20 protein-coding genes and 1 riboswitch are annotated in these 23,553 nt (G+C 42.8%); of the genes, 10 read left to right on the top strand and 10 right to left on the bottom strand.

Annotation, left to right across the window (positions count from 1 at the left end; genetic code table 11):
- The first annotated feature begins 24 nt into the window (after positions 1–24).
- The 3 genes from R8G66_05070 to R8G66_05060 are packed head-to-tail and all read left to right on the top strand — an operon-like array spanning position 25 to position 3,958.
- Positions 25–2,496, top strand: coding sequence for a BamA/TamA family outer membrane protein (locus R8G66_05070; GenBank protein ID MDW3191709.1), 2,472 nt, complete (start codon positions 25–27; stop codon positions 2,494–2,496).
- Positions 2,497–2,501: 5 nt separating this feature from the next.
- Positions 2,502–3,398, top strand: a complete 897-nt coding sequence (gene hemF / locus R8G66_05065) for an oxygen-dependent coproporphyrinogen oxidase (protein ID MDW3191708.1) — start codon at positions 2,502–2,504, stop codon at positions 3,396–3,398.
- Positions 3,398–3,958 carry a phosphatase PAP2 family protein gene (locus R8G66_05060; GenBank protein ID MDW3191707.1) on the top strand — a complete coding sequence of 187 codons (561 nt, stop codon included), beginning with the start codon at positions 3,398–3,400 and terminating at the stop codon, positions 3,956–3,958. The genes hemF and R8G66_05060 overlap by 1 nt, the downstream gene beginning before the upstream one ends.
- A 4-nt stretch (positions 3,959–3,962) precedes the next feature.
- Here R8G66_05060 and R8G66_05055 read toward each other — a convergent pair whose 3' ends face one another.
- Positions 3,963–4,559 (bottom strand): riboflavin synthase, encoded by a 597-nt coding sequence (locus R8G66_05055; protein ID MDW3191706.1) that lies wholly within the window; start codon positions 4,557–4,559, stop codon positions 3,963–3,965.
- A gap of 31 nt (positions 4,560–4,590) precedes the next feature.
- Here R8G66_05055 and R8G66_05050 point away from each other — a divergent pair, with 31 nt between their 5' ends.
- From R8G66_05050 to R8G66_05040, 3 genes are read left to right on the top strand one after another with little or no spacing between them, the layout of a single operon-like run.
- The gene (locus tag R8G66_05050) at positions 4,591–5,259 is read left to right on the top strand and encodes a protein-L-isoaspartate(D-aspartate) O-methyltransferase (protein MDW3191705.1); all 669 of its coding nucleotides are present in this window, start codon (positions 4,591–4,593) and stop codon (positions 5,257–5,259) included.
- Positions 5,252–5,773, top strand: coding sequence for an acyl-CoA thioesterase (locus R8G66_05045; GenBank protein ID MDW3191704.1), 522 nt, complete (start codon positions 5,252–5,254; stop codon positions 5,771–5,773). Before R8G66_05050 ends, R8G66_05045 begins: the two co-directional genes overlap by 8 nt.
- The gene (locus tag R8G66_05040) at positions 5,773–6,273 is read left to right on the top strand and encodes a DNA polymerase III subunit psi (protein MDW3191703.1); all 501 of its coding nucleotides are present in this window, start codon (positions 5,773–5,775) and stop codon (positions 6,271–6,273) included. Before R8G66_05045 ends, R8G66_05040 begins: the two co-directional genes overlap by 1 nt.
- A gap of 3 nt (positions 6,274–6,276) precedes the next feature.
- On the opposite strand, the gene R8G66_05035 is transcribed toward R8G66_05040, so the two are convergent.
- Genes R8G66_05035 through alaS form a run of 3 tightly spaced genes read right to left on the bottom strand, consistent with a single transcriptional unit; the run spans position 6,277 to position 11,511 of the window.
- Complete coding sequence (locus R8G66_05035; GenBank protein MDW3191702.1) at positions 6,277–7,404, bottom strand: TlpA disulfide reductase family protein; 1,128 nt, start codon at positions 7,402–7,404, stop codon at positions 6,277–6,279.
- A gap of 24 nt (positions 7,405–7,428) precedes the next feature.
- Positions 7,429–8,874: an Asp-tRNA(Asn)/Glu-tRNA(Gln) amidotransferase subunit GatB gene (gene gatB, locus R8G66_05030; protein MDW3191701.1), complete on the bottom strand. Its 1,446-nt coding sequence runs from the start codon at positions 8,872–8,874 to the stop codon at positions 7,429–7,431.
- Between the two features lie 6 nt (positions 8,875–8,880).
- Positions 8,881–11,511, bottom strand: coding sequence for an alanine--tRNA ligase (gene alaS / locus R8G66_05025; GenBank protein MDW3191700.1), 2,631 nt, complete (start codon positions 11,509–11,511; stop codon positions 8,881–8,883).
- 137 nt (positions 11,512–11,648) lie between these two features.
- Here alaS and R8G66_05020 point away from each other — a divergent pair, with 137 nt between their 5' ends.
- The 4 genes from R8G66_05020 to dprA all read left to right on the top strand — a co-directional run bounded on the left by R8G66_05020 (position 11,649) and on the right by dprA (position 15,389).
- Positions 11,649–12,632: a M23 family metallopeptidase gene (locus R8G66_05020; protein ID MDW3191699.1), complete on the top strand. Its 984-nt coding sequence runs from the start codon at positions 11,649–11,651 to the stop codon at positions 12,630–12,632.
- Between the two features lie 103 nt (positions 12,633–12,735).
- Positions 12,736–13,935: a CapA family protein gene (locus R8G66_05015; protein MDW3191698.1), complete on the top strand. Its 1,200-nt coding sequence runs from the start codon at positions 12,736–12,738 to the stop codon at positions 13,933–13,935.
- Positions 13,936–14,274, top strand: coding sequence for a MerR family transcriptional regulator (locus tag R8G66_05010; protein MDW3191697.1), 339 nt, complete (start codon positions 13,936–13,938; stop codon positions 14,272–14,274). It abuts the gene before it with no gap.
- Complete coding sequence (dprA, locus tag R8G66_05005; protein ID MDW3191696.1) at positions 14,220–15,389, top strand: DNA-processing protein DprA; 1,170 nt, start codon at positions 14,220–14,222, stop codon at positions 15,387–15,389. Before R8G66_05010 ends, dprA begins: the two co-directional genes overlap by 55 nt.
- A 7-nt stretch (positions 15,390–15,396) precedes the next feature.
- On the opposite strand, the gene R8G66_05000 is transcribed toward dprA, so the two are convergent.
- The 6 genes from R8G66_05000 to R8G66_04975 form a co-directional block, all read right to left on the bottom strand.
- On the bottom strand, positions 15,397–17,193 hold the full coding sequence (locus R8G66_05000) for an SLC13 family permease (GenBank protein ID MDW3191695.1): 1,797 nt from the start codon (positions 17,191–17,193) through the stop codon (positions 15,397–15,399).
- Between the two features lie 4 nt (positions 17,194–17,197).
- Entirely contained in the window at positions 17,198–18,040 is an 843-nt protein-coding gene (locus R8G66_04995) for a hydroxymethylglutaryl-CoA lyase (GenBank protein MDW3191694.1), read from the bottom strand.
- A gap of 56 nt (positions 18,041–18,096) precedes the next feature.
- Positions 18,097–19,050, bottom strand: coding sequence for a methylenetetrahydrofolate reductase [NAD(P)H] (gene metF / locus R8G66_04990; GenBank protein ID MDW3191693.1), 954 nt, complete (start codon positions 19,048–19,050; stop codon positions 18,097–18,099).
- A gap of 7 nt (positions 19,051–19,057) precedes the next feature.
- The gene (gene metH / locus R8G66_04985) at positions 19,058–21,706 is read right to left on the bottom strand and encodes a methionine synthase (GenBank protein ID MDW3191692.1); all 2,649 of its coding nucleotides are present in this window, start codon (positions 21,704–21,706) and stop codon (positions 19,058–19,060) included.
- A gap of 7 nt (positions 21,707–21,713) precedes the next feature.
- On the bottom strand, positions 21,714–22,736 hold the full coding sequence (locus R8G66_04980) for a homocysteine S-methyltransferase family protein (protein ID MDW3191691.1): 1,023 nt from the start codon (positions 22,734–22,736) through the stop codon (positions 21,714–21,716).
- A 55-nt stretch (positions 22,737–22,791) separates the two neighbouring features.
- A riboswitch (SAM riboswitch) is annotated at positions 22,792–22,900 on the bottom strand.
- 102 nt (positions 22,901–23,002) lie between these two features.
- Positions 23,003–23,551: a hypothetical protein gene (locus R8G66_04975; GenBank protein ID MDW3191690.1), complete on the bottom strand. Its 549-nt coding sequence runs from the start codon at positions 23,549–23,551 to the stop codon at positions 23,003–23,005.
- Positions 23,552–23,553: the final 2 nt, after the last annotated feature.

Genomic DNA, 23,553 nt, shown 5'->3' with positions numbered 1-23,553 from the left:
TTAAGCCCGGCAAATTTATTTATTTTGTTAGCCTTCCTGGCAAGTTCTTGCCTTGGCACCAGATATCTGGAGCAGGATGAGCGATTGCTTACAAAGCAGAAAATAAAAGGCACCAGTCGGTTGAATCAGGATGATGTCCAATCACTTATCAATCTTGAACCAAATGCCCGTCTGTTAGGTCTACCTATCTCCACCGAAGCCTATTTATTCGAATGGGGTCAGAAAAACCACGACACAGCCTCTTATCAAGCTAAAATACAAAAGATCCGAAAGCGTTTCGACCAGAAAATTGATAAGGCAAGAAGGCAAAGGAAGAAAGCCAGACTGATCAGTACCCGCGAAAAGAAAACGGGACAGTTGATCCGAAAAATCGAGGAAGGCAACTGGCGCATGCGACAGGGTAAACCCCTGGCTGTTTATGACAGTACTTTAGTAAATATCTCCGTAGAAAGTCTAGCCAACTACCTAAAAACGGAAGGATACTTTGATAGTGAAGTTCGGACCAACACGACTCTCAAACGTGAAAAATACATTGAAAACGAATATGTATTACTTAAAGGAACACGCTACCAATTCGATTCCATTGAATATCAAATTGCCGATGAAAAATTAGCGAAAGTCCTGGGTGCGAGAAAAAGCCGGATCAATAAAGGAACTCCTTATAGTCAGAAAACGCTCAGTTCGGAAAGAGATGAAATTGTAGATGAATTACGCGACAATGGCTATTTCGATTTTGGCAGACAATACGTCTACTTCGAAATCGACACCATCACCCTTGGGCAGAAACGTATTTTGCTGCGACAGATCATTACTAATCCCAATGATCAAAATGGACACAAAGTCTTTCGCATCGATTCGGTGGTTTTTGTGGACAACAACCCCGACATCCCCGATCGAAAAATCAATTCACATCATAAGAACATCTCTTTTCAGTTCAGTTCAAATAAATATAACCGCGACCTGCTGAGTCGTCGGATTTTCATCAAAAAAGACAGTCTATACCGTCATTCCGATGCCCTGGAAACTCAGCGACAACTGGCAAATTTGGATGCCTTCAAATTCATCAACATCAATTTTGATACCACCGGAGGGAAATTTATTTCTAATATTTTCACCAGCCCTTTAAATAAGTTCGAGACTTCCAATGAAATTGGCTTGTCCTCTACCGCTCAACTGCCTGGTCCGTTTTTCACCATCGGGCTCAAAAACAGAAATACATTTAATGGACTGGAACTGTTAGAGATCAATGGAAACATGACCCTGCAGGGCATCGGAAACATTGCGAATGAGGAACGGAACTATACGCTTTTGCAATACGGAGGTCGATTGAGCTTGCACTTCCCACGCTTCCAGGTTCCTTTTCTTTCAGAACGTGTCAAAAACAGGATCAGCCGCTACAATCCGGCCACTTCTGTAACCTTTCAGTACAATTTCGAAGATCGTTTCACAGAATATGAACGTGAAATTTTTAACGCCTCCTGGGGATATAGCTGGCAAGTCAATGAACGTCTGAGCTACAAACTGACACCATTTAGTGTAGGTTTTGTCGAGTCCACCCTTGAACCCGACTTTCAGGCGTTTTTAGACACGTTACAAGTCAATGGAAATGGTTCATATGCCGCCTCATTCCAATCCGCATTCCTGAGCACGGCCTCGGCAGAAGCGGTGATCAATAATAACAACTATGGCAATAAGATCTCAAACTCTTCCTTTCTTCGATTGTTTGTAGAATCCGGTGGCAACCTGACTACTGCGATCAGTAGAGAATTTCTAAAATTAGGTCAAACGCAATATCGCTTTTTAAAAGCCGTACTTGATTATCGAAATAGTCACGTAATCAATCGGCGATCCATTCTCGCCACACGACTTCATATCGGAGTAGGTAATCCCATAGGAAGTGATACGGTGGCCTTGCCTTATGAAAAGTATTTCTATATCGCTGGGAGTAACAGCATACGTGCCTGGCCTGCCCGACGATTAGGTCCTGGAAGTTTTGCTGTATACAATGATCCCGATGTGGATGTAGGCCTCCGTACTGTCAATTACACCTTAGAGCAAGGAGGCGAGTTGATCATCGAATCCAGTATGGAATACAGAAGCAGAATTACTGGTTTTTTGAATTGGGCATTCTTTATCGATGCTGGAAACATTTGGCAATTGCGAAGTTCACCCCTACTCCCATTGGATTCTGATTCATATAATGAAAGTGATGGCAAGTTTTCTCCAAATTCATTTCTAAGCGAAATCGCAGTTGGAGCTGGAATAGGTCTCCGCATTGATTTTGGGTATTTAATTTTCCGAATAGATGCAGCCACACAAGTTGTGGATCCAGCACAGCCGCTGGGATCTCGGTTCATCTTAGATGACATCAATTTCTTCAGTGCCCTGCAACGGATCAAAGAACCAAACAGCCTCAAAGGCCGACGAATACAGGAGGATAAAGACTTTTTAAGCAATAAGACAAGAATAAACTTCGGGATCGGATTCCCTTTTTAGGTATTATGGTAGATAAACAAGCCATTCAGGAATGGTTCAAAGGCCTTCAAGATGATATCTGTTTGGCACTGGAACAAGCTGACGGAAAAAGCAAATTCCATGAAGATGCATGGGAACGGCCTGGCGGTGGTGGAGGAAGATCGAGGGTACTCACCGAAGGAAATGCAATCGAAAAAGGTGGCGTGAACTTCTCTGCGGTTCATGGACCTACTCCTGAAAAAATCCTGAGCGCACTTAATCTGGAAGCTGCGGATTTTTTCGCTACCGGAGTATCGATTGTTATGCACCCGGTCAGCCCCATGGCCCCCATTATCCATATGAACGTCCGGTACTTCGAAATGAGTAACGGTACCCATTGGTTTGGAGGAGGCATCGACCTTACGCCCCACTACGTGGTAGAAGAAGATGCAAAGATGTTCCACGGAGCATTGAAAAATACTTGTGACCAATTTGACACAGCTTACTATCCCAAGTTTAAAAAATGGGCTGATGATTACTTCTACATCAAACATCGACAGGAAACACGCGGTGTTGGTGGCATTTTCTTTGACCGACTGGCTGGAAAAAGTGAAGCTGACAAATCATCTTATTGGGAATTTGTGAAGGCCGTGGGACAGACTTTTGCTCCTGTCTACACCCAATTGATCGCAAAAAATAAAGACCTCCCCTATGGCCCGGAACATGAATCGTGGCAACGGCTGCGTCGTGGCAGGTATGTTGAGTTTAATCTGGTTTATGACAAGGGTACCAAATTTGGTCTGGACACAGATGGAAGAACAGAATCGATTTTGATGAGTATGCCCCCATTAGCACGATGGGAATACGATCATCAACCGGCAGCCAATAGCGCAGAAGCTAAAACGCTTTCACTGTTGAAGAAAGATATCGACTGGACTGATTGATGGAAACACTCATCGATTGGGATTATCAAGTATTCTCACTGATCAATGGGTCAGGATCAGCCTTCATTGATGTAGTAATGATCCTGCTTTCGGACAAAGTCATCTGGATTCCACTGTATCTATGGATCATATTCAAGCTCACTGAACAATATGAATACCGGGTTTTATGGGTATTGGTTCCTATCATTCTGGCCGTAACGATCAGTGATCAGGTCACTTCCTCTTTCATGAAACCTTTCTTTGAACGACTTAGGCCTTGCCGCGACCCTTTGTTAGCAGATACGGTTAATATCGTTTCAAGGTGTGGCGGAAAATATGGTTTTGCCTCTTCACACGCTGCCAATACTATGGCATTGGCCAGTCTGTGTTGGCTCTATTTACGTAACAGATTTGGTATCGCTCTTTTTGGCTGGGCAGTTCTGGTTGGTTTTTCCAGAATTTATCTGGGTGTTCACTTCCCCGGAGATGTTATTGTTGGGGCTTTAGTCGGTTTTCTGGCAGCTACTATTAGTTACTACCTGTTGAAAGTCTGCTTCCCACAAAAACTCAGGACGACTTAGCTCCTCAAAGCGGTAACTCTCTTTTTTCCAGCATCCGACTGACATATTTGCCAATCACATCGAATTCAAGGTTTACCTTGTCTCCAACCTTCAGATCTGAAAAAGTAGTGTGTTCATAGGTATAAGGAATGATCGCCACACGAAAAGAATCTTCGGTAGCATTGAAGCAAGTCAGACTTACCCCATTGACACAAATACTTCCTTTATTCACCACGACTTCTTCTCCCGGCTCAAAACTGAAATCAAACAACCAGCTGCCCTCTTCTTCTTTGATGCCCGTTACGGTGGCTGTCTGATCTACATGACCCTGAACAATATGACCATCAAAGCGACCATTAGCAGGCATGCACCGCTCAATATTCACCTGGTGACCTGCTTCTACTTGTCCGAGATTAGTTTTCTGTATGGTTTCATCAATGGCAGTTACCCAATGACCCTGATCATCCAATTCGGTCACTGTAAGGCAAACGCCATTGTGGCTTACACTTTGATCTACTTTAAGTTCATTCGTCAGTGAGGAGGTCACATAGAAGTGGATGTTTGTCCCTTCTTTTTTCAATTGCTGTACCGTTCCCAGTGTCTCAATAATTCCCGTAAACATTGGCCCTTTTTATTCTAATTTTATGCCCGAAATGGACCTCAAAGATAATCTAGAAGATAGCTATCGCCATCGCGGCATGCGAAAGATGTTGGTAAAAGAAGTGCAACAAAAAGGGATCACCTCACTACCAATCTTACAGGCCATTGGAAAGATACCCCGTCATTTCTTTTTTGAGAATGTTTTTCTGGAACATGCGTATGAAGACAAGGCATTCCCAATCGGGCAGGGACAGACCATTTCTCAGCCTTATACAGTAGCTTTTCAGACTCAATTACTGCAAGTAAGGCCAGGCAATAAAATCCTCGAAATAGGTACCGGTTCCGGATATCAGGCATGTGTATTGGTCGAATTGGGTGCAGAAGTACATACAATCGAGTACAATAAAGTACTTTTCAAGCAAACCAGTCACTTCCTTCCTCAACTTGGCTACAAACCTCACTTCTACTATGGAGACGGGTCCAAAGGCATACCGGCCGCCGCACCGTATGATGGTATTGTCGTTACCGCGGGGGCTCCTTCGGTACCATCAGCTTTGATCGAACAGTTGAAAATTGGTGGCAGGCTGATTATTCCAGTTGGGAATAACAAAACACAAAAGATGCTGGAAATACAAAAAACTGCCGAACGTCGGGTAAGAAAGAAAGAACATACCAACTTCAGCTTTGTACCTTTGCTGGGGCAACACGGATGGAATGAATAAGAAAAAGAAAAACTGTAAGGATTCGCACGTTATCATGACGGAGCTTGTCCTTCCCAATGATACCAATACCCTCAATAACCTCATGGGAGGTCGTTTGATGCACTGGATGGACGTGGTTTCGGCCATTGCTGCTCAAAAGCACTCCAACCGCATTGTTGTTACGGCTTCTGTTGATAATATCTCCTTCAAAAAGCCGGTCCAGTTGGGTAATGTGGTTTCATTGCAAGCTTTTGTCACCAGGGCATTCAACTCTTCGATGGAAGTGTACATTGAGGTTACAGCAGAAGACATCCCTTCTGGTAAAAAAATCGAATCCAACCGGGCATTCTTCACCTTTGTCGCAGTAGATCAGTCAGGCAGACCGATCGATGTTCCTGAGGTGGTTCCTGAGACCAAACTGGAAAAGGAATTGTATGATGGAGCGCTAAGAAGACGGCAACTTAGATTGGTACTGGCAGAAAGAATGAATCCTGAAGACGCTACCGAATTGAAATCACTTTTCCAACCAACCTGATGGAAGAAGCACATCTAAAACTTTTTCTAACGGAGGAGCTTTATCTGTTACCGGATGATCAAAAAAAAGCTCCTCAAAAGCTTGAACCCTCCCCTCAGCCTGAAGCAGTTGTCGAAACTGTAACAAGCCCTGAACCGGAACCTGTTGTTCAACATGCCTCTGAGCCTGCGGAAAAAGAGGAAGTAGTGAAATACCCTGTCATTGTGATATCAGATGCTTTGAGTAATGAAGAGAAGGAATTGATGAACAATATCTTAAAGGCGGTGAACATCAAACCCAATCAAATTCATCACATTGTGGGACAACCTCAATCCAGCATTTCATATGATAAACTCATCGTCTTCGGCGCATTTGAGATAGCAGGTGTAGATAGTGAATACTACAACGTCTCCAGAACCACACAAATGAGTCTAAGAGCCCGGCCCTTGTCTGAAGTCAATGGGAATCGTGAGGAAAAAACGAAGCTCTGGAATTCCCTGAAAACCTGGTTTGGATTATAGTACTTATCCGAAAATCTCTTCCAGTTTGGCTTTGAGGCTCTCTCCACGCAATCCTTTGGCCAGGATCTTACCATCGGGGCCAATCAAATAAGTGGCAGGAATCGCGTCTACGCGATAGGTCTGAGCAGCCTGAGAATTAAAATATTTCAAATCAGAAACGTGCTTCCAGATCAGTCCATCATCCTCGATGGCTTTCACCCACGCTTTCTTAGTTCGGTCTAGAGAGACACCCAGAATTTCAAAGTTTTGGTTCTGATACTTTTTATAGAGTCGTACAACATTTGGGTTCTCTGCACGACAAGGTCGACACCAAGCCGCCCAAAAATCAATCAAGACATAATTTCCTTTCAGCGAACTTAGGGACACCACATCACCATCAGGGGAAGGTAATGCAATATCCGGTGCATCTGCTCCAACAGCCAGTTTCCTAATCGTCGCCAATCGATCATTCAAACTAATCGTAAAGGGATGATCAGCCAATGTTTCATTGAACTTCTGTGAAAGACTATCGATGAATTCCAGGTCTGTTTCCAAGTCCAGGTAGTTAACCCCAAAAATGGCCGCCAACGATGGTGCTGCTTCCCAGATTTCAGCTTTTAGCGCCGTTCGATTCTTGGCATCAACTTGCTGATATTGCTGAACAATCTCCTGAAAGAGCTTACCATCACCATTCATTCTTGCCTGAATAGCTTCATCATTCAATAATTTTTCATCACTTCGGCGTTTGTCCTCCGCATCATTGATGGCCTGCAACAAATCCGTATCTCTTGAACCTTCAACTATCGCTAATCCGGTTGGACGATCGCCATCCACTTCGATAGATATCTCTGTTTCAGCTCCTGTGAGGATCAAATTAACAAATTGACGATTGAAGAAATTCAATCGATAAAAGGCGGCCTCATTCACTTTAAGAAAAGCAATAAATTTTCCATTGCTCTTGAATTCTATGGTATCCACAGTTTCAATGCTTGCCCCAGTCAGTTTTTCTACAAGGACCAACTCATCGGTAAACGGATGATTAATGGTTCCCGAAACTTTAATGCCTTCGCGGGAAGGGCCTGAACAAGCCATTATTCCAGCACTGAAAAGCACGAACCAAACAAATGATCTAAATTGATTTATCGCTTTCATCCTATCTATTAATCTTCAATTTTATCATGGTTTCAACGATTCTTCCAACATCTTGCTAGCCACCTGAGCATCGACCCTGCCTTTTGTCTTCTTTACTAATTCTCCCATGAACATCCCTATAAGTCCCTTTTTACCATTTTGATAAGCTTTGACCTTATCGGGATGAGCTGCCAGAATTTCATCAATAACCGGCTGAAGTTCAGAATCGTTCTGTTCCAGAAGTAAATTTAACGTGTTACAGGCATCCAAAACTCCCATCCGTGGATTTTCCAACAAGAATGGAAATAACTTTTGAGCGGCACTGGTGTGACCTAATTGTTTGGTCTGTAACAATTCCAGCATTTCACACCATTGATCCACTGTGATAGGAAATTGATCGATGGTGGTTTTATGTTCATTGAGCCATGACTTTACAGGCCCCATCAGCCAGTTGGAGGCTTGTTTCTTGAAATCCGTCGCTTTAAACAGATTATATGCATAGGCTGCTAAACCTGGTTCCTCGATCAACACCTCTGCATTATATGCCGGCAAATGATATGTAGTTGTGAACTGATCAAATAAATCCTGCGGTAAATCTGGCATTTCCGACTTCCATCCTGCTAATTCCTCATCAGTTATCTCCGCTGAACTCAGGTCCGGTTCCGGGAAATAACGGTAATCATTTAATTCCTCTTTCATCCGCATGCTTGCTGTAGTTCCAGTATCAGCATTGAAATTCCGGGTTTCCGAAACGATGGCTGCACCTGCTTCAAGTAATTTGATCTGTCTCGCCTTCTCATGTGTGATAGCATGAGCCACATTACGCATGCTGTTCATATTTTTGATCTCGACTTTCTTCCCCAGCACGTCGCTTTTTGCAGGGCGAACAGAAATATTTACATCACATCGCATGCTCCCCTTCTCCATATCGCCATCACTGATACCCAGGAAACGGATCATCCTGCGCACTTCGGACAGTACGGATACCGCTTCTTCCTCCGCATAAATATCTGGTTGTGTGACTATTTCAATCAAAGGCATCCCTGCACGATTGAAATCTACAGCTGTAAAAGACCCAATATTGTGCATAGATTTACCCGCATCCTCTTCAAGGTGAATTTTGATAAGTTTTACCTGCCTAGTTTCATTACCCTGTAATCGAGCAGATATAAAGCCACTCCTGCAAATGGGTAATCTATCTTGCGTTAGCTGATAGCCTTTCGGCAAATCGGGATAGAAATAGTTCTTGCGATCGAAAAGAAGGTTCTGACTAATATCAGAGTGACAAGCCAATCCCATTTTCACTGCAAACTCAATGACTTTCCGGTTTAACTTAGGAAGTGTTCCCGGATGCGCGAGCGTTACTACTCCGATGTTCTCATTGGGCAGCTCACCAAAGGAAGCAGGATCTGCGGAAAAGATCTTGGAATTGGTTTTGAGCTGAACGTGAATTTCCAGCCCGACAACCACCTGATAGGCCTGATCACTCATCCATTTTTACTCACTTAATTTCTCTTTCACGACACTTTCTCCATGTTTCAAGGCGTTATCAAGTCCTGAAACATCCTTCCCTCCTGCCGTAGCATAGAAAGGCTGTCCACCGCCTCCACCTTTGATGTTCTTGGCCATTTCTCGCACCAATTGCGATGCATTCAATTCGAGTGATTCCAGCAATGGTTCATCAATCATTACCGTCAATTGAGGTTTACCGCCAATCTCTGCTCCAATTAATTGGATCAAATTGGGAAACTCTTTTTTGAACTGAAAGGCAATTGATTTTAGACTATCAGAATCCGGCAATTCTGTTTTGGCCACCAATAGCCTGGCCTGTCCCAGGTCTTTGATCTGTGCTTTTAGCGCTTCTTTTACCTGCGCCACTTTCTCCAACTGTAGTTGCTCGATTTGCTTTTTGAGCGCTTGTCGCTCATTCATCAAATCAGTCACTGCTTCTACAGGGGCTTTGGGGCTTTTCAACAAATCATTGATCGTGTTCAACGTATCGAATTGCTCCTCCAACAGCTGCTCTGCTCCTAATGCTGAAATGGCTTCAATCCTACGCACACCAGCTGCTACCGAACCTTCACTAATGATCTTAAAAGCGCCTATTTGCCCTGTTTGCTTCACGTGCGTTCCTCCGCATAATTCCACAGAATAGTCAGCATCAAAAGTGATTACACGCACAAAATCTCCATATTTTTCCCCGAACAATGCCGTGGCCCCCATTTCCTTCGCTTGTCCAATCGGCACATTGCGTTTCTCGTCCAATGCGACATTCTCCCGTACTTTTCGGTTGACGATTCGTTCTGTCTCTTTGATCTCTTCGGGTGTCATTTTGGAGAAGTGAGAAAAGTCAAATCGCAAGATCTTTTCATTTACAAAAGAGCCTCGTTGCTGAACATGGGATCCTAATACCTGACGAAGTGCGGCATGCATCAAATGTGTAGCAGAGTGGTTGTTTTCAGTCAGCATGCGCTTTTCAGCATCAACCTTCGCATCAAATTCCGCTTCAACTTCTTTAGGCAACTTCGGAAGTATATGAACAATCAGCTCATTTTCTTTTTTCGTATCAATAACTTTTACCCGGTCCTCACCATTAATCAGGAAACCTGTATCACCCACCTGGCCACCGCTTTCGGCATAAAATGGGGTTTGATCCAGTACAATTTGGAATAGAGATTTGTTTTTTTGCTTGACCTCTCGATACTTCACAATTCTCACTTTAGCTTCAAGATGCTCATATGCAAGAAAACTGGAATGTTCCGAATCAGGCAGCAACTCTATCCAATCACCAGATTCTTGTTTTGCAGCATTTTTGGAACGCTCTTTTTGAACGGCCATTTCGGCATCAAACGCCTCCTTGTTGACCTCCAGGCCATTTTCTCCTGCAATCAGGGCAGTAAGGTCATACGGAAAACCATAGGTATCATACAATTCAAAAGAGGTGGCTCCATCAATGACCTTATTTCCGGTATTCTTGAATTCATCCAATCGTTTTAGGCCTTTGTCCAGGGTTCTTAAGAAAGCAATCTCTTCTTCTGTAATCACCTTCGTGACGAATTCCTTTTGATTGATCAACTCCGGAAAAATGTCTGAGAATTGTTCCGCAAGCATTGGTACAAGCTTATTTAGGAATGGTTCCTGAAAATCTAAGAAGGTATATCCATATCGAACAGCTCTTCTTAAAATTCTACGGATCACATAACCTGCTTTGGCATTGCTTGGCAATTGTCCGTCAGCAATAGTAAAAGAAATGGCTCGGATGTGATCGGCAATTACCCTGAGGGCAATGTCTTTCTTCTCATCATCTCCATATTTGATCCCTGCCCAATTGGCTACTTCTGTAATGATTGGCTGGAATACATCAGTATCATAATTGGATTGCTTTTGCTGGATGGCCATGACCAATCGCTCGAATCCCATTCCGGTATCTACATGCTGTTCCGGCAAATCGATTAGGCTTCCATCACTCATTCGATTGAATTGCATGAAAACCAGGTTCCAGACTTCAACCACCTGGGGATGATCCTTATTTACTAATTCACGGCCTGAAAGCTTATCTACCTCTTCTTGAGGTCGTAAGTCAATATGAAGTTCAGAACATGGCCCACATGGACCAGTATCGCCCATTTCCCAGAAATTATCTTTCTTGTCCCCAAACAAGACCCTGTCTTCGGGTAAAATATTCTTCCAAAGCTTTAATGCTTCCTCATCGGTAGCAAGGTTGTCTTCTTTACTGCCCTCAAAAACCGTGGCATAGAGTCTATCTTTTGGTAATTCAAATTCCTCAGTCAGCAATTCCCAGGCCCAGGCTATGGCCTCTGCTTTGAAATAATCCCCAAATGACCAGTTGCCCAACATTTCGAACATGGTGTGGTGGTAGGTATCAAAACCTACTTCTTCCAGGTCATTATGTTTTCCAGAAACTCGTAAGCATTTCTGAGTATCTGCTACTCTCTTGAATTCTGCTTTTTTATTGCCAAGGAAGTAATCTTTGAACTGATTCATTCCGGCATTGGTGAACATCAATGTCGGATCGTCCTTTACTACAATGGGGGCTGAAGGCACAATTTTGTGCGATTTCTCTTCAAAAAATGACTTAAACTTTGCTCTGATCTGCTTGGAATCCATGTAACCTATTGATATTCAATCCGTTGTATTACTATTCTTGCTTTTAAGATGCGAATATGATAAAATTGTAGTTGAATTTTGCTGTCAACCGCTTTTTTCAAAGTTCAAAATTAGAGCATACCAACTTTCAATACTCAATGGCCCGTATCAAATATTACTATGATACTGAATCGTGCAGATATGAACGAATCACTGTATCTACCTGGGATATTATACTGAACTCGCTAGGATTCCTGACAGTAGCACTCATGCTGGCAGGTGGAATGACGTGGATTTACATCAAGTATTTCGAGTCTCCTGAGGAAGCGATGCTGCGAAAAAAGCTGAGTCAATCAGAGTACTACGGGGAACTTCAGGACAAACAGCTTGCTGAGATGGAGCAAATGCTACTGTCACTGGAAAACCGGGATGACAATATCTATCGAGTCATTTTCGGCGTTGAACCTATCTCTGAACAAATACGAAACGCTGGTGTCGGTGGTACCGATAGATATAAGGAGTTACTCGAAGACGGAGTAGATCGAGAATCCTACCTCATGCAGAATGCCAAAAAAATAGACGAACTGAAACGTAAGATGATGATCCAGACGACATCTTACGATGAAATCATCAAATTAGCGAAGAATAAAGAGGAATGGTTAAGAGCAGTTCCAGCTATTCAACCTGTTTCTAATAAACAGTTGAAGCGACTTTCAAGCGGCTTTGGAAGAAGAATCGATCCGTTTACGAAAGTGAGAAAACAGCACAATGGGATAGACTTTTCTCTTCCTATCGGTACTCCTGTATACGCCACAGCTGATGGCGTAGTGAAAGTTGTGAAAACCAGTTTTGGTGGTTATGGTAAGTTAATTGAAATCGACCATGGCTTTGGTTACAAAACCAGGTATGCTCACTTGGATATGTACAACGTGAAAAAAGGACAAAAAGTAAAGCGGGGTGATCAAATTGCGACTTCCGGAAATTCTGGAAGGTCCACTGCTGCACATCTGCATTACGAAGTTCGTATTGATGGAAAACCTGTCAACCCCGTGCATTATTTCAGCAGGGACCTGACGGACGAAGAATATGAAGAGATACTTCGCCTGGCCTCTAAAGAAAATCAAGCCTTAGGTTCCCTTTAAATACAAGAAGTTAATATTTAAGCCGCAGCCAAATGGTTGCGGTTTTTTTATGGCTATGAGCTAATAATTACAGGCTAATCGTCATCTTTGCGGTCTCCTAACCATGAAAAAGGCGCTTCAGTTTTTCTGTATTTTTATGATCATACTTATCGGTTGTAAGCCACAACGTGTGATTGTTCAAACACCCGTGGAACCACAACCTAAGGATACTGTAGTTGTCGTTCCCGCTAAGCCTATATTTATAACCAGCGAAGGTGACACACTGGAATCTTTAGAAAAGGAAGTTGATCTCAGTTTAACTACTGTACAACCTGATACGATCTCAATTATTGCAGTTGGGGACATCATGATGGGCACCAACTTCCCCAATAAGTCCTACCTCCCTGCCGACAGTGGAAATCTGTTGTGGAAAAGTGTCGGTCCACTGTTGAAAGATGCAGATATCACTTTCGGGAACCTGGAAGGTGTGATCCTCGATGAAGGTGGCGAGGCCAAAGAATGTAAGAATCCAAAGGCATGTTATCTTTTCAGAACACCGGATCATTTGAGTAGACATTTTACCGACAATGGCTTTGATCTACTTAGCCTGGCTAATAATCACGCCAACGATTTTGGAGCTACTGGTCGTAAAAACACGCAAAAGGTGCTTGATTCAATCGGTATAGCCTTTGCGGGCAGCATCGAACTACCTTCAACCCGATTAAACAAAAAGCGAGTTCGTATCGGAATGGTTGCGGTTTCGCCAAATAAAGGCACCTTACTCATTCACGATGAAGCAAAAATTCTAGCCATTGTCCAACAGTTGGACAGCCTGAATGATCTGGTGATTGTTTCTTTTCACGCTGGTGCGGAAGGATCAAAAAACAAGCATGTTACTCGTAAAAGGGAGTACTACTACGGGGAAGATCGTGGTAATGTATATGAATTCTCTCATCGGATGATTGACCATGGTGCAGATCTTTTGATTGGACATGGTCCTCATGTACCGCGAGCGATGGAGATTTATAAGGATCGCATCATCGCTTATAGCCTCGGGAATTTTTTGACCTATGGCAGGTTTAACCTGAGAGGCACCAATGGTGAAGCCCCCTTATTAAAATTGTGGTTAACCCCTGAAGGCAAGTTCCTCACTGGTAAAATTGAATCCTTCTATCAGGACTACAGCCTGGGCCCCAGACCGGACAAAAAATTACGAGCCTTGAAATCAATTAAAAACTTAACACAAGAAGATTTTCCAGAAACTCCATTAACCTTTGATGATTCTGGGAGAATTATCTATCTTCAAAACGAAAAACAAAACTGAGTGCCTTACAAGGAAAAAGAAATAGAGAAGAAATACTTCACCATCGGTGAAGTAGCCGATCAGTTAAACGTGGCCACGTCTCTAATTCGGTTTTGGGAAAGCGAATTTGATATCATCAAACCAAAGAAAAATCGTAAAGGAAATCGACAATTTACGAAAGAAGATATCAAAAATGTGAAATTGATATATTACCTTGTGAAGGAAAAGGGGTATACCCTACACGGCGCCAGAGACTTTATCAAAAGTGACGTGGAAGCAGCTAAAAACAAAATTGAACTAATAGAATCATTAAAGAAAGTCAAACATTTTTTACAACGGATGCGGGAAGACCTACCGTAGTATCAGAAGAAACATTTCTACATCTGGCACTGAATAGAACCCCCGGAATAGGCTATTCAACAGCAAGAAATTTAATCAGTTATACAGGATCAATTCAGGAAGTATTTTCATCATCCAGAAATACCCTGCTACGCATACCAGGAATAGGCACAAAAACTATCCAGGGCATTTTAAATAAATCTTCCTTCGCTGAAGCAGAAAGAATTATTGATGAATGCGAGCAGTCCAGCATCAATATTGTTCACTTTCAAGACCAAGATTACCCTCGGCAATTAAGAGATGTATTTGACGCTCCTACCCTACTTTTCATCAAGGGTGACCTAAGTACGCTGAAACAACGCAGTGTTGCAATCGTCGGCACGAGAAAAGCGACTCCTTACGGCAAAGAAGTCACACGAAATATGGTGGCTGAATTGAGCAAATTGGATACCGCCATAGTAAGTGGGCTTGCCTATGGCATTGATATAGAAGCACACAAAAGCGCACTTCAACATCAATTAACCAATCATGCAGTCCTGGCAAGTGGACTCAATGTAATTTACCCAAAAGCACACTGGTCAACTGCACAAAAGATCAATAAAACAGGATGTCTCATCTCCGAAAACCCTCCAAGTACCCAACCTGATGCCCGACTATTTCCGGCTCGAAACAGGATCATTGCGGCGCTGGCTGATGTAACTATCGTCGTGGAAGCTGCAGAAAAAGGAGGGGCATTGATCACTGCTAATATTGCTTATTCTTACGATAAGCCCGTTTTTGCCGTACCGGGCAATCTGACCAATTCTGTTTCCGTAGGATGCAATAATCTTATCAAACAACAAAAGGCATTGATCTATACCGGGATCAATGATCTACTATATCATCTAAATTGGGACGGAAATATCAAGGAAACTGACCGCACGAGCTATGAAACACTCAACCTAACTCGTGAAGAAAAAGCCATCCTTATGGCCATTAGAAAATCACCTGAAGGTATGGCTGTTGATGAAATCTCGTGGAACTCGCAAGTGCCACTTAGCCAACTAGCCTCCCTATTGTTGGCGCTTGAATTTTCCGGATTGATCAATTCGTTACCAGGTAAAAAATATCAAGTTAAACGGCCTATACCAGCTTAACAGTGTACTAAAACGGATAAATATACGGAATCAGGAATGTGGCAATGAGCCAGAAAAGAATGTTCAACCCCACTCCTACTTTCACAAAATCTAAAAATTTGTATTGTCCGGCATTAAAAACCATCGTGTTGGTCTGGTAGCCAATAGGGGTCATAAAGCTCGCTGATGCTGCCAGCATGATCGCAATCAAAAAAGGAATAGGGCTAACTTCCAATTGATTCGCGGTGGCAATAGCTATAGGAGCAAATAATGCAGCCGTCGCATTATTCGACATCATTTCGGTTAAAATGGAAGTTGCAATGTACAAACCTGACAAGACGGCCAATGGTCCCCAAACACTTAAATTTTCTACTATAGCAGTAGCCAATTGATCGGACAAACCAGTCTCATTCATGGCCTTTCCCATGGATAAGGCACCTGCCAATAGGAAAATAACTTTCCAATCTACCGACCGATAAATTTCTTTGGGTTTGAGGCAATTCATTAAGACCAATGCTACGGTCCCTATCAACAGGCCTGCCACAATGGGAACTACTCCCATCGCAGATAACACGACTACTAAACCAATAACAGAAATTACTTTCAGAAATTTTGTCCTTTGAAAATCGATGATCCCCTCCTCGGATAAGACCACAAATGGACTTTTGGATTTCATCTCTGCCCTTTTCAAATTATTGACACGATGTGATTTGATTTCTGTCAGAATGATGTCCCCAGCACCTAAGGTCACTTGATGTAGTCTCTCTCGAACAATCTCCTCACGGTGTAATATTGCCAATGGTACAGCTCGGTACCGTCTACGGAAGTCCATCTCTCTCAATGTCTTTCCAATGAACTCAGATCCATTGGTAATGACTAATTCAAGTAAAGTTGTATTCCCTTTTGGCATTTGGGTATCACTAAGACTTACTGTGGCTTTGTTTAACTCCACACGCAATACATCTCTCAGGTCTTTGAGTTTTTCAAGGTCGCATCGGATTTTCAAAATGTCACCTGAAAACAGCGTGATATCACCTGCTGGAAGTGTAAAGACAGCTTCTCCGCGAGTAATCTCTACAACATCCAGATCCAAGTCTTTCACCAATGATGTATTCATCAGCAACTTCCCACTTAGAGATGATCCTGTTTTAATCTCAATTTCAGTGAGGTAACTCCTAATACCAATTTTCTTTTGCAAATAGTCTTCCGAAAGGCGGTCTGGCAAAATCTTCTTACCAAATAAGAACAAGTAGATGGTACCTACAATGAGATAAACGAGACCTATTGGCATTGAAAGAAACATGGAAAAGCCTGGAATCCCATTGCTCTCCGCAATCCCGCTTACTAAAATATTGGTCGAAGTTCCAACTAACGTGCATGTTCCTCCAAGAATGGACGCATAGGAAAGTGGTATTAGTAATTTGGAAGGACTTACCCCTGAACGATGCGACACGCTGATCATTACAGGAATAAACATGGCCACAATTGGTGTGTTATTCAGGAAAGCCGATGAACACCCGATAAACAACAGTGTCACCAATAACCCAAGGTTAAAACTCTTTTTATATACCTTCCCTAGGTACGGAGCAATACGTTGCAAAGAGCCTGTATTAAGCAATGAGTTACTTAATACAAACATTAACATAACCGTGATCACCGCCGGATTACTAAAACCTGATATGGCCTCCTGAGGGGTCAGGATACCAAAAAGAATGAAAGCTCCCATCAGGCCAAAAGCGATGATATCAACGGAAATCCAATTGCTGGTGAATAGCACCAGCGCGACAATGATGATTACTGCAACAATGATGGCTTCAATACCCATTCAATTAGTTGAAAAATACTTCATTTGAAATGGCCATGGCATGATCGAATGCTTTTTGATTCACAGTGTTCTCACCTTTGTTATTTAAAAACCGGACAATCATCTCTGTTGGCATATTGCCAACTAAGTCGTCTTTTGCCATTGGGCATCCTCCAAATCCCCGAATGGCACCATCAATGCGTTGGCAACCTGACTCCAAAACCGCTTCCAATTTTGCATCGACTGATTCTACCTGACTATGTAAATGAGCTCCAAATTCGATTTCAGGATGTGCATTTACTAACTCCTGAAATAAGGGCTTGATCATTTCAGGATCAGCAACGCCAATGGTATCCGATAAGGAAATAATCGACACCCCCAATTCTGCTAACTGACCTGAGAAATCTGATACTAATTGAACACTGTAATCATCCCCATAAGGGTTCCCGAAACCCATACTGAGATATACATTGAGTGATTTATTAAACTTTTCGCAAGCATCTTGTGCTTGTTTCACCACTTCGAAGGCGTCATTTATCGACCGGTTGGTATTACGCTGTTGGAAAGTTTCTGACAAGGACAGTGGAAACCCCAGATAGGAGACTTGCTCGTACTGCACAGCTGAATTGATCCCACGCTCATTGGCAACAATCACTGATAGTTTCGTATCACCATTGACATCCAATGCATCCAGTACCTCCCCTGTATCCTTCATCTGTGGGATGGCTTTCGGAGAAACAAAACTGCCTACATCCAAGGTATCAAAACCCACTGACAGAAGTGAGTTAGCATACCTAACCTTAAGGTTAGTTGGGATAAACTCATGCAATCCTTGCATGGCATCACGTGGACATTCAATTATTTTCATGCTCTAAATCCATAAAACAAACTGGGACAGCACAATAGAACCAGTACGCAAAAGTACTAGAATAATGCCTGTGCGATGGTCTTAGTCGCAGCAGATTTACTCATGGTATAGTAGTGTAAACAAGGAACATTTCTTTCCATAAGTTCCTTGGACTGTTTGATACACCACTCAATGCCTACTTGTTTGATTTGCTGATTATCCTTACACTTTTCCAGCTCATTGGTTAATGCTTCTGGTAGGTCAACATGAAAAATACTTGGCAACAAAGTCATTTGCTTTCGGGTCGCCAAAGGCTTGAGGCCAGGAATTATTGGAACAGTTATTCCCGCTTCATGACATTTATCTACAAACTCGAAATATTTTTCGTTATCGAAAAACATTTGTGTGACAATATATTCTGCACCCATATCGATCTTTTTCTTCAAGTATTTAAGATCAATATTGAGATTGGGCGCTTCAAAGTGTTTTTCAGGATAACCCGCCACACCTACACTGAAATTGGTTTTCGACCCTTCTACTTCTTCATGTAAGTAATTACCGTGATTCAGGTCCATTACTTGTTCCAGTAGGTCTGAGGCATAATGATGGCCATTTTCTTCCGGAACGAAACGACCTTCTGTTTTAATGGCATCTCCTCTCAAAACGAGCACATTCTCAATGCCCAAAAAATCCAGGTCAATTAGTGCATTTTCCGTTTCCTCCTTGCTGAACCCCCCACAGATGATATGCGGCACGGGATCTACCTTATATCGGTTAATGATAGCAGCACAGATACCTACTGTTCCTGGTCGCTTCCTGGTAGATATTTTCTCCAACAATCCATGGTCTCTCTTTTTGTAGATATATTCTTCACGGTGATAAGTCACATCAATGAATGGCGGATTAAACTCCATTAACGGATCGATTGCACTCCAAATAGAATTGACGCTCTGCCCTTTTACCGGAGGTAGTATCTCAAAACTGAATAAGGTCTTACCATTAGCCTTTTTGATATGATCTACGACTTTCATGTATTGCTTATTTGTAGCCTAAATTTGGTGCCAGCCATCTCTCAGCTTCTGCCAAAGGCATATTTTTTCGTTTTGAATAATTTTTGACCTGATCAGCATATATCTTACCCAGTCCAAAATAACCGGATTGAGGATTCGCGAAATAGAAACCACTTACTGAAGCTGCCGGGTACATGGCATAAGATTCAGTTAAGGATATCCCTGTATGTTCTTTCACCTGCAATAAATCAAAAAGCGTCTGCTTTTCGGTATGATCAGGACAAGCAGGGTAACCCGGTGCTGGCCTGATCCCCTGATAGTTTTCTTTGATTAATTCTTCGTTACTGAATGATTCATCAGGCGCATACCCCCAAAGCTCTTTTCGAACTTTCGCATGCATCAACTCGGCAAAAGCTTCGGCCAATCGATCCGCAACGGCTTTCACCAAAATGGAATTGTAATCATCATGATCTGCTTCGAATTGCTCAATCAGTTTTTCGATTCCAATTCCAGCCGTTACTGCGAAACCGCCTAAATAATCTTGCAAACCACTGTTCTGCGGAGCAATATAATCAGCGAGGCTTATGTTCCGAATATTCGTCCCCTTTTTCCCCTGCTGACGCAAAAAATGGAACGTTGGCCCTTCTTTGAGGAGCACATCATCTACGTCTGAATTGGCTTCGTAAATTCCAACAACCGCATGGGCTTTCAGTTTTTCATGGGCGATGATATCGTCCAGCATGGCATTCGCATCTGCATATAATTTCTTTGCCTCCTCCCCAACAACTTCATGATCCAGAATGTTGGGAAACTTTCCTTTCAGCATCCAGGTAGAAAAGAATGGCGTCCAGTCTATGTATGATCTGATTTCCTCAAGTGAGTAATTCAAAAAGGCTTTGTTACCTAAGAATGAAGGTTCCTTTGGCTGAAATTCAGACCAGTCTATTTTGACCTTATTGTCGATGGCAGCTTCGTAAGTGATGTGCTGCTTTTCCTTTTTCCGATTCGCGTGGTTGTAAGCAAGCTCTTTGTATTCCGCTCGAACTTCCTCTGTATAGCCTTGCTTACTTTCTCCCAAAAGTTGTGAAGCTACGGTCACTGATTTGGAAGCATCCAATACATGGATGATGTCTCCGTCATACTTTGGAGCAATCTTAACGGCTGTATGTACCCTGGAAGTTGTCGCCCCACCAATCAGCAATGGCTTCTCTATACCTCGTTTCTGCATTTGCTCGGCAACGTAAACCATTTCGTCCAGCGAAGGAGTAATTAATCCGGACAAGCCAATGATGTCAACCTCTTCGGCCTCAGCCGCGTCGAGTATCTTGTCTGCGGGGACCATAACCCCCAAATCAACTATGTCATAATTATTGCATCCAAGGACTACTCCAACGATGTTTTTGCCAATATCATGTACATCGCCCTTGACAGTTGCTAACAAGATCTTACCCTTACTTGATTTTTGTCCCGATTTTTCTGCTTCCAAATACGGAATCAAATATGCAACCGACTTTTTCATCACACGGGCACTCTTTACCACCTGCGGCAAGAACATTTTACCGCTCCCAAAGAGGTCTCCCACTGTATTCATTCCATCCATCAAAGGACCTTCGATGACATGAAGGGGTTTATCATATTTCTGACGAGCTTCTTCAGTATCCTCCTCAATGTGATCGACTATCCCCTTAATAAGCGCATGACTTAATCGCTCTTCGACAGAACCTTTACGCCATTCGTCATCAACTTTCTTTGTTTTCCCTGCTCCCTTTACCTTTTCAGCAAAGTCAACTAGTCTTTCTGTTGCATCTTCCCCCCTGTTCAACAGGACGTCTTCCACCTTTTCCAGAAGTTCTTTGGGTATCTCATCATACACTTCAATCATTCCCGCATTAACAATGCCCATGTCCATTCCAGCCTGAATGGCATGATAAAGGAATGCGGAGTGCATTGCTTCCCGAACCACATTATTTCCACGGAACGAAAAAGAGACGTTACTTACACCACCACTCACCTTCGCTCCTGGTAAATTCTCTTTGATCCATTTCGTGGCTTCAAAGAAATCAACCGCGTAATTGTTGTGATCAACAATTCCTGTTGCTACCGGGAATATGTTAGGGTCGAAAATGATGTCTTGTGGTGCAAATCCAACTTCCTGAATCAACAAATCGTAAGATCGCTTACAAATATCAATTCTACGGTGATAGGTATCTGCTTGCCCATCCTCATCGAAAGCCATCACTACCGTAGCGGCACCATACATTTTAATTTTTCGTGCCTGGTCCAGAAACAGTTTTTCCCCTTCTTTGAGAGAAATTGAATTCACCACTCCTTTTCCCTGGATACATTGCAATCCAGCTTCAATGATCTCCCACTTGGAGGAGTCAATCATGATAGGAATTCTGGCAATTTCTGGTTCTGAAGCAATCAAATGAAGAAATTTGATCATGGCCGCTTTGCCGTCGAGCATTCCTTCATCCATGTTAACATCCAGGATCTGAGCCCCTCCTCTCACTTGATCCAGGGCCACGTCTAAAGCAACATCGTATTGATCTTCCCTGATCAAACGCGCGAATCGAGCCGATCCTGTAACATTGGTTCGTTCCCCAATATTTACAAAATTTGTCAGTTCATTGATCACCAGGGGCTCTAATCCTGACAACCTAAGCGGGGGTATCATGGTCATATTAATGGGCTTCTACTGCTTCATGGTGATTCTGGAAAACGCGTGGTTGGTATTTCGATGCCACATTGGCAATAGCTGCAATATGGTCCGGGGTTGTACCGCAACAGCCACCAACGACATTAACCGCCCCTGCCTTCAAATATTCATTGATTTGTTCTGCCATCTGTTCAGGAGTTTCGTCATACTCCCCGAATTCATTGGGTAACCCAGCATTGGGGTGCGCACTGACATTGTAGGCGGCTTCGTTGCTAAGAATTTCCAAATAAGGTTGTAATTGGCGTGCACCTAACGCACAATTCAATCCAATGCTAAACATGTCAATATGTGAAAGCGAGATCAAAAATGCTTCAGTTGTTTGTCCAGATAGCGTTCTTCCACTGGCGTCTGTAATGGTCCCAGATACCATTATAGGGATATCTATTCCTCTTTCAAATTTCAATTCCTCAATCGCTTTTAGCGCAGCTTTAGCGTTAAGTGTATCGAAAACCGTTTCAACCAACAGGAGATCTGATCCCCCTTCTACTAATGCCCTTGCTTGCAACAAGTAGGCCGTTCTTAAATCTTCGAATGAAACCGCTCTGAATCCAGGGTCATTCACATCCGGAGAAAGTGATGCGGTCTTATTTGTAGGCCCCATGGATCCAGCTACAAACCTAGGCTTCTCAGGTTCTGTTTCTCTGAACTCAATAGCTACTTCTTTCGCAATCTTTGCCGATTGAAAGTTCAATTCATAAACCCACTCCTCAGCTTGCAAGCCATAATCTTCTTGTGCAATGGAAGTAGAGCTAAAAGTATTGGTTTCTGCTATGTCCGCACCTGCCTGAAAATATTGCCGATGGATATCTTTGATAATTTCAGGTTGTGTGATGGATAGTAAGTCATTATTCCCTTTTAAAGGCAAAGTGTGATCCTTTAACCTATCATTCCTGAAATCTTCTTCTTCCAGTTTATGACGCTGGATCATGGTACCCATGGCACCATCGAGCACTAAAATTCGCTGCTTAACCAGTTCCCTAATATTCATGTGTCTTTCAACTAATGTCTATCTTATCAGAGAAGGGGAACCTGCTTATTGTTCACGCTTATCTGTTTCTGGAACTAACCAGAAAGGGAATTGGCACCGAAATCCGGGTGGAAAGGTTGCCAAGGTGTCACAGGGCCCAGTCCCTCGACCTTTCTCGATAAGTGAAGCAAATATAAGGGCTTGGAAGTAAATGAAGCAATGAGTGACAGGAATTCACAATTATCCTTTACACTTAATGCTTTATTAAGTAGTCTGAGGGCATAAGATCAACGTCCACTCACTAATATGTCTTTGATATCTGACTGATCAGCCAAAGATTTACCTTTCGATTTTCGTTCTACAGCTAAAACAGGTGCTTCTTCAGCTTCCTCTACCACTTTCACATAAACTGGTTGTTCCACGATTCTTTCAATAAAAACAGTATCTGGCTGACTTACCACATACACAGTATCTATGACAGGCTCCTGGGCAATGAAGGTCTCTACAATGCGTTCTTTCTCTGGCATGAAAGTAATAAGGGTTGTAGCAACGAGCATTAACATCAGCACAGCGGCATATGCTGGTACTTTCCACTGAAGGACGAGTTTCCAACCTGGCTGATGCTTTTCTTTGAATTGCCGCATCAAATCCTGTTTCACTTTTGATCGAACTGGCAATTCCTTCTCAGTACGAGCAATAATCGTTGCTTCTCTCAGCTGATCAAAAGTTTCTGGACTTCCAAGGTGATCCTTGATCCAAAATTGATCTTCGGCACTTAAGGTATCGAAATCCCCAGCCTGAAGTAAACGTTCTATTTTATCAAATTCTTCATTCATGA

The sequence above is a fragment of the Cytophagales bacterium genome (assembly GCA_033344775.1).
Taxonomy (GTDB): domain Bacteria; phylum Bacteroidota; class Bacteroidia; order Cytophagales; family Cyclobacteriaceae; genus JAWPMT01.
The sequence above is the reverse complement of the archived record's forward strand: the minus strand, read 5'-3'. Positions and strand labels throughout refer to the sequence as shown.

Excerpts from the sequence above, each read along its gene's own strand:
- metH (MDW3191692.1), bottom strand. The coding sequence starts at position 21,706 with ATGATACCCCCGCTTAGGTTGTCAGGATTAGAGCCCCTGGTGATCAAT.
- hemF (MDW3191708.1), top strand. The coding sequence starts at position 2,502 with ATGGTAGATAAACAAGCCATTCAGGAATGGTTCAAAGGCCTTCAAGAT.
- R8G66_04980 (MDW3191691.1), bottom strand. The coding sequence starts at position 22,736 with ATGAATATTAGGGAACTGGTTAAGCAGCGAATTTTAGTGCTCGATGGT.
- alaS (MDW3191700.1), bottom strand. The coding sequence starts at position 11,511 with ATGGATTCCAAGCAGATCAGAGCAAAGTTTAAGTCATTTTTTGAAGAG.
- metF (MDW3191693.1), bottom strand. The coding sequence starts at position 19,050 with ATGAAAGTCGTAGATCATATCAAAAAGGCTAATGGTAAGACCTTATTC.
- R8G66_05015 (MDW3191698.1), top strand. The coding sequence starts at position 12,736 with ATGAAAAAGGCGCTTCAGTTTTTCTGTATTTTTATGATCATACTTATC.
- R8G66_05040 (MDW3191703.1), top strand. The coding sequence starts at position 5,773 with ATGGAAGAAGCACATCTAAAACTTTTTCTAACGGAGGAGCTTTATCTG.
- R8G66_05055 (MDW3191706.1), bottom strand. The coding sequence starts at position 4,559 with ATGTTTACGGGAATTATTGAGACACTGGGAACGGTACAGCAATTGAAA.
- gatB (MDW3191701.1), bottom strand. The coding sequence starts at position 8,874 with ATGAGTGATCAGGCCTATCAGGTGGTTGTCGGGCTGGAAATTCACGTT.
- R8G66_04975 (MDW3191690.1), bottom strand. The coding sequence starts at position 23,551 with ATGAATGAAGAATTTGATAAAATAGAACGTTTACTTCAGGCTGGGGAT.
- R8G66_05000 (MDW3191695.1), bottom strand. The coding sequence starts at position 17,193 with ATGGGTATTGAAGCCATCATTGTTGCAGTAATCATCATTGTCGCGCTG.
- R8G66_05060 (MDW3191707.1), top strand. The coding sequence starts at position 3,398 with ATGGAAACACTCATCGATTGGGATTATCAAGTATTCTCACTGATCAAT.
- R8G66_05035 (MDW3191702.1), bottom strand. The coding sequence starts at position 7,404 with ATGAAAGCGATAAATCAATTTAGATCATTTGTTTGGTTCGTGCTTTTC.
- R8G66_04995 (MDW3191694.1), bottom strand. The coding sequence starts at position 18,040 with ATGAAAATAATTGAATGTCCACGTGATGCCATGCAAGGATTGCATGAG.
- R8G66_05045 (MDW3191704.1), top strand. The coding sequence starts at position 5,252 with ATGAATAAGAAAAAGAAAAACTGTAAGGATTCGCACGTTATCATGACG.
- R8G66_05050 (MDW3191705.1), top strand. The coding sequence starts at position 4,591 with ATGGACCTCAAAGATAATCTAGAAGATAGCTATCGCCATCGCGGCATG.
- R8G66_05020 (MDW3191699.1), top strand. The coding sequence starts at position 11,649 with ATGGCCCGTATCAAATATTACTATGATACTGAATCGTGCAGATATGAA.